The 4,353-nt window shown below is 77.8% G+C and carries 6 protein-coding genes; 2 read left to right on the forward strand and 4 right to left on the reverse strand.

The window, feature by feature from the left end; all coding sequences use genetic code 11:
• Both RI554_10590 and RI554_10595 read right to left on the reverse strand, forming a co-directional pair.
• Positions 1–622 (reverse strand): FeoB small GTPase domain-containing protein (locus RI554_10590; protein ID MDR9392463.1); only part of this gene is annotated, 622 nt, incomplete at its 3' end.
• The gene (locus tag RI554_10595) at positions 619–963 is read right to left on the reverse strand and encodes a FeoA family protein (GenBank protein ID MDR9392464.1); all 345 of its coding nucleotides are present in this window, start codon (positions 961–963) and stop codon (positions 619–621) included. The genes RI554_10595 and RI554_10590, both read right to left, overlap by 4 nt.
• A 105-nt stretch (positions 964–1,068) precedes the next feature.
• Here RI554_10595 and RI554_10600 point away from each other — a divergent pair, with 105 nt between their 5' ends.
• Both RI554_10600 and RI554_10605 read left to right on the forward strand, forming a co-directional pair.
• Positions 1,069–1,854 carry a 5-oxoprolinase subunit PxpA gene (locus tag RI554_10600; GenBank protein MDR9392465.1) on the forward strand — a complete coding sequence of 262 codons (786 nt, stop codon included), beginning with the start codon at positions 1,069–1,071 and terminating at the stop codon, positions 1,852–1,854.
• A complete protein-coding gene (locus RI554_10605) occupies positions 1,851–3,437 on the forward strand; it encodes a carboxyltransferase domain-containing protein (protein ID MDR9392466.1) in 1,587 nt (528 codons plus the stop codon). Before RI554_10600 ends, RI554_10605 begins: the two co-directional genes overlap by 4 nt.
• Here RI554_10605 and RI554_10610 read toward each other — a convergent pair.
• Together RI554_10610 and RI554_10615 are read right to left on the reverse strand one after the other, a co-directional pair.
• Positions 3,434–3,910: a YbhB/YbcL family Raf kinase inhibitor-like protein gene (locus RI554_10610; GenBank protein ID MDR9392467.1), complete on the reverse strand. Its 477-nt coding sequence runs from the start codon at positions 3,908–3,910 to the stop codon at positions 3,434–3,436. The genes RI554_10605 and RI554_10610 overlap by 4 nt on opposite strands.
• A gap of 82 nt (positions 3,911–3,992) precedes the next feature.
• Positions 3,993–4,353: hypothetical protein (locus RI554_10615; GenBank protein ID MDR9392468.1), on the reverse strand; the 361-nt coding region annotated here is incomplete at its 5' end.

Here is a 4,353-nt window from a genome sequence, read left to right on the forward strand (position 1 = left end):
TCTGGAGGCGACCCGCGGCGCGCGCCACCGCCTCGGGGTAGGGCACGTCGACCTGCCCGACCGCCGCGCGCGACGCGGCGGACACGAGCGCGCCGACGCCGCCACCGGTGTTCGCGGCGACCTCGACGACGGGCACCCCGAACGCCGCCTCGAGGGCGGCCGGGTCGACCTCGCGACCGGTCTTGCGGGCCTGGTCGGCGAGGTTGACCGCGACGACCATCGGGCGGCCGTGCTCGACGAGTTCCGCGGTGAGGGTCAGGTCGCGCTCGAGGTTCGTGGCGTCCACGACGTTCACGACGAGGGCGTCGTCGTCGCCGTCGAGGGCGGGGAGGACGATCTCCTCGTCGGGGGCGCTGCCGGCGAGCGTGTAGGCGCCGGGGAGGTCGATCAACTCGACGGTGCCGCACGCGAGGTGCGCCGACGCGCTGGCGACCTCGATCGTCGTGCCGCTCCAGTTGCCGATCTCCAGGTTCGCGCCGGCGAGGGCGTTGACGAGGCTGGTCTTCCCGGTGTTCGGGGTGCCGACCAGGTACCAGCGGCGGGGGACGTTCGCGTCGCCGGCCGCGATCGTGCCGGCCAGCGAACAGGTCTTGGCGAGACCACAAAAGCGGCAGGCGTTCACGGGGTGACCTCCTCGGGGGCGTCGTCGTGCGGGTCGGCGTCGACGAGGATGTGGGCGGCGTCGTCGGCGCGGACCATGACGTGGACCGAGCCGGCGCGGAGGTGCAGGGGGCCCTGGTTCGGCGAGCGACCGACCACGTGGCAGACCGTGCTCGGACGCACGCCGAGGGCGAGGAGGCGCTTGACGGTGCGCGGGGCGCCGGCGAGCTTCACGATGCGCGCCGCCCGCCCGCAGGCCAGCTGGTCGAGCCCGCAGACCTCGCAGGGTCCGTCGCGGGTCGCGGCGCCGTCGGGCGTCACCGCCGACGCGGAAACTGGAGTCCTGGGCTCAACTTTTTCCATGGGGCGAGTGTGCCTGGCGATCCGGGGCCCCACCCAGGGACATTCCTACCCGCGCACTCGGGAATGCGGAGGGGCGCACGGCGCGGCGCCGCGCTACCCTGCCGCATGGCGATCACGGCCCCATCCCCCCCGACCGTCGACCTCGCCGCCGACGCCGGCGAAGCGTTCGGCCCCTGGCCGATGGGCGACGACGCCGCCCTGTTCGCGCACCTCAGCAGCGCGCACGTCGCCTGCGGCGTGCACGCCGGCGACCCGAGCACGATGCGGCGCACCGCCCGCCTCGCGCGCGAGGCGGGCGTCGCGGTCGGCGCCCACCCCGGCTACCCCGACCTCGTCGGGTTCGGGCGTCGCGCGCTGGCGATGACGCCGACGGAGATCCACGACGCCGTGCTCTACCAACTCGGGGCGCTCGCCGGCGTCCTCGCCGCCGAGGACCTCGCGCTGCACCACGTCAAACCGCACGGCGCGCTGCATCACCGCACCGCCGCCGACCCCGACGCCGCCGACGCCGTCGCCCGCGCCGTCGCGACGTTCGACGCGACCCTGCCCCTCGTCGTGCTGGCCGGGCCGGGCGGCGACGTCCAGCGCGCCGCCGCCCACGCCGCCGGGCTCCCCACCGCGGAGGAGGGGTTCCCCGACCGCGGCTACCTCGCCGACGGACGCCTCGCCCCGCGCGGGACCGAGGGCGCGCTGGTGCACGACCCCGCCACCGCCGCGGCGCGGGCGCGGGCCATGGTGCACGGCACGCCCTTCGCCGCCGTCGACGGCGGCGAGGTCACGGTCCGCGCCGCCACGCTCTGCATCCACGGCGACGGCCCCCACGCCCTCGCGATCGCCCGCGCCATCCGCGCGGCGCTCGACGCCGACGGCGTCGCGGTGCGGCCGGTGTGACCCGCACCCCACCCCGACCCGCCGCGATCCGCAGCCGCACCGTGCGCGTCGAGGGGCGCGACGGCGTCGCGGCGCAGGCGCTCGCCGCGGCGCTGCTCGACGACCCGCTCCCCGGCCTCCTCGACGTCGTGCCCGGCTACGCCTCGGTCCACGTCGAGAGCGACGGCGACGTCCTCCCCGACGCCGTGCTCGAGGCGCGCCTCGCGACCGCCGCCGGGCGCGCCACCGCCCCGGCCGGCCGCGCGGTGCGCGTCCCCGTCCGCTACGACGGGCCCGACCTCGCGCCCGTGGCCGACGCGCTCGACCTGAGCGTCGCGGACGTGATCGCCCGCCACGCCGCCCCCACCTACCGCGTCGCGGCGCTGGGCTTCACGCCCGGCTTTCCCTTCCTCACCGGCCTCGACCCGACGCTGGTGCTGCCCCGTCGCGCCCGCCCCCGCGCCCGCGTCCCGGCGCACGCCGTCGCGATCGCCGACGCACAGACCGGGATCTACCCCGCGCCCTCGCCCGGCGGGTGGCACCTGCTCGGGACCGCCCTCGAGGCGGCGTACGCCCCCACCCGCGCCGAGCCGTTCCTCGTCGGGCCCGGCGACACGGTCCGCTTCGAGCCCGCCGACGGCCCCACGCCGCCCGACCCGGCGCCGCTCGCGCTGCGTCCCGAGACCCCCGCCCACCCGCGCCTCGAGGTGCTCGAGGCCGGCCTCGCGGATCTCGTCGTCGACGCCGGGCGGCCGCTCGCCGGCCGCTACGGGCTCGCGCGCGGCGGACCGCTCGACGCCCCCGCCGCGGTCCGCGCGCTCCGCGCGGTCGGCACCCCCGCCGGCGCGCCGCTCCTCGAGGTCACCGCCGCCGGACCGCGCCTCCGGGTCCTGGACGACGTCGTCGTCGCCTTCGCCGGGGGTGGCGTCCGCCCCCTCCGGAACGGCGTCCCGTGGCCCGAGGGCACCGCGGTGGCCCTGCGGCGCGGCGACGTGCTGCACCTCGCGCCCGGCGCGCCCGGCGCGCGGGGCTACCTGGCGCTGGCCGGAGGCCTCGCATCGGGCACCTTCCTCGGGTCGGCGTCGGTCGACCTGCGCGGCCGCATCGGTCGGCCGTTGGCGGCGGGCGACGTGCTGGGCGTCGCGGCGCCCCACCGCGCCCGCCCCGGCTACGCCGTCCGCGCCTTCGCGCCACCCCCCGCGCCGGGCGGCGTCACGCCGCTCCGCCTCCTCCCGGGTCCGCACCCGGACCCCGACGCCGTCGCGGCGCTCCTCGCGGGACGCTTCGTCGTGCGGACGGGCGACCGGACCGGCGTCCGCCTCGCCGGTCCGGTCGTGCCCGGCGGGCAGGGGACGTCGGAGGGCACGCCGCTCGGGGCGGTGCAGGTCCCGCCGGACGGCGCCCCCACGATCCTGCTGCACGACCGCGGGTCGCTCGGGGGGTACGCGCTCCCGGCGCGCCTCCACCCCGCCGACGTGCCCCGCGCCGCGCAGCTGCGCGCGGGGGACGTCGTGCGCTTCACGGCGGCGGCAGGGGCCGTAGGGGCTCCACGGCGGGGCGTGACGCGCTCCCGCCGACCTCCGGCCGGTGGGCGTGCGAACTAGTCCCGGGCGTACGTTCCGACGAGGCGGCTCATGCCCAGCAGGTGCGGCTCGACCTCGCGCAGGAGCGTCGGGAGGTCCAGGCCGGGGGGCAGGTCCAGGTCGGCGTCGAGCGCCAACAACCAGAGGTAGTAGTGGTGCTTGCCGTGCCCCTCGGGCGGCAGTGGGCCGGTGTAGCTCGCTTCACCGTGGTCCGCGACGCCGTGCGTCCCGACCTGCGCCCCCTCCGGGAGCGCCCGCAGGTCGCCGGGCAGGCCGTAGACCAACCAGTGCACGAAGCCGTACGTTCCGTTCTTCACGAGCGGCGCGTCGGGGTCGTGGCAGATCAGCGCGAAGCTGCGCGTCCCCTCCGGGACGCCCTCCCAGTGCAGCGGCGGACTGAGGTTCTCCCCGTCGCCCGCATGGCGGGACGGGATCGCCTTGTGGTACTCGAACGCGGAGCTGCGGATCTTCATGTCGGACGGGGCGAACGCCATGGCGTACCTCCTCGCGGCCGGCCGGCCGCGAACCGATGCTACGCCCCGCGGGGGCCCGCCGTCGCGGCCCGACGCACGTCCGTCAGGGGGCTTCGGTCGCGACCGCCCGGACGACGTCGGCGGCGGCGTCCGCGTCGCGTTCGCGGACGTACACGACGTACCCGAACCCACCCCGTCCGTCGGTCACGCCGCTCGTGGCGTAGATCTCGACGCCGGCCTCGTGCAGGTCGCGGTGCACCCGCGCGAGGGCGCCCAGGTGGTCGTCGCCCTGCACGAGCAGCGCGTGGTAGGGCCCCACGAGGTCGCAGCCCTGGTCGAGGCCGGCGGCGCGCAGCGCGTCCAGGTCGGCGGGGAACAACGTGAGCTCCATCCGGTGCGGTCCGAACGGAACGGCGGCGAACGCCAACAGGTCCACGTCGGCCTCCGCGAGGACCTCCAGCCAG

This window comes from Trueperaceae bacterium (genome assembly GCA_031581195.1).
In the GTDB taxonomy this organism is placed as follows: Bacteria; Deinococcota; Deinococci; order Deinococcales; family Trueperaceae; genus SLSQ01.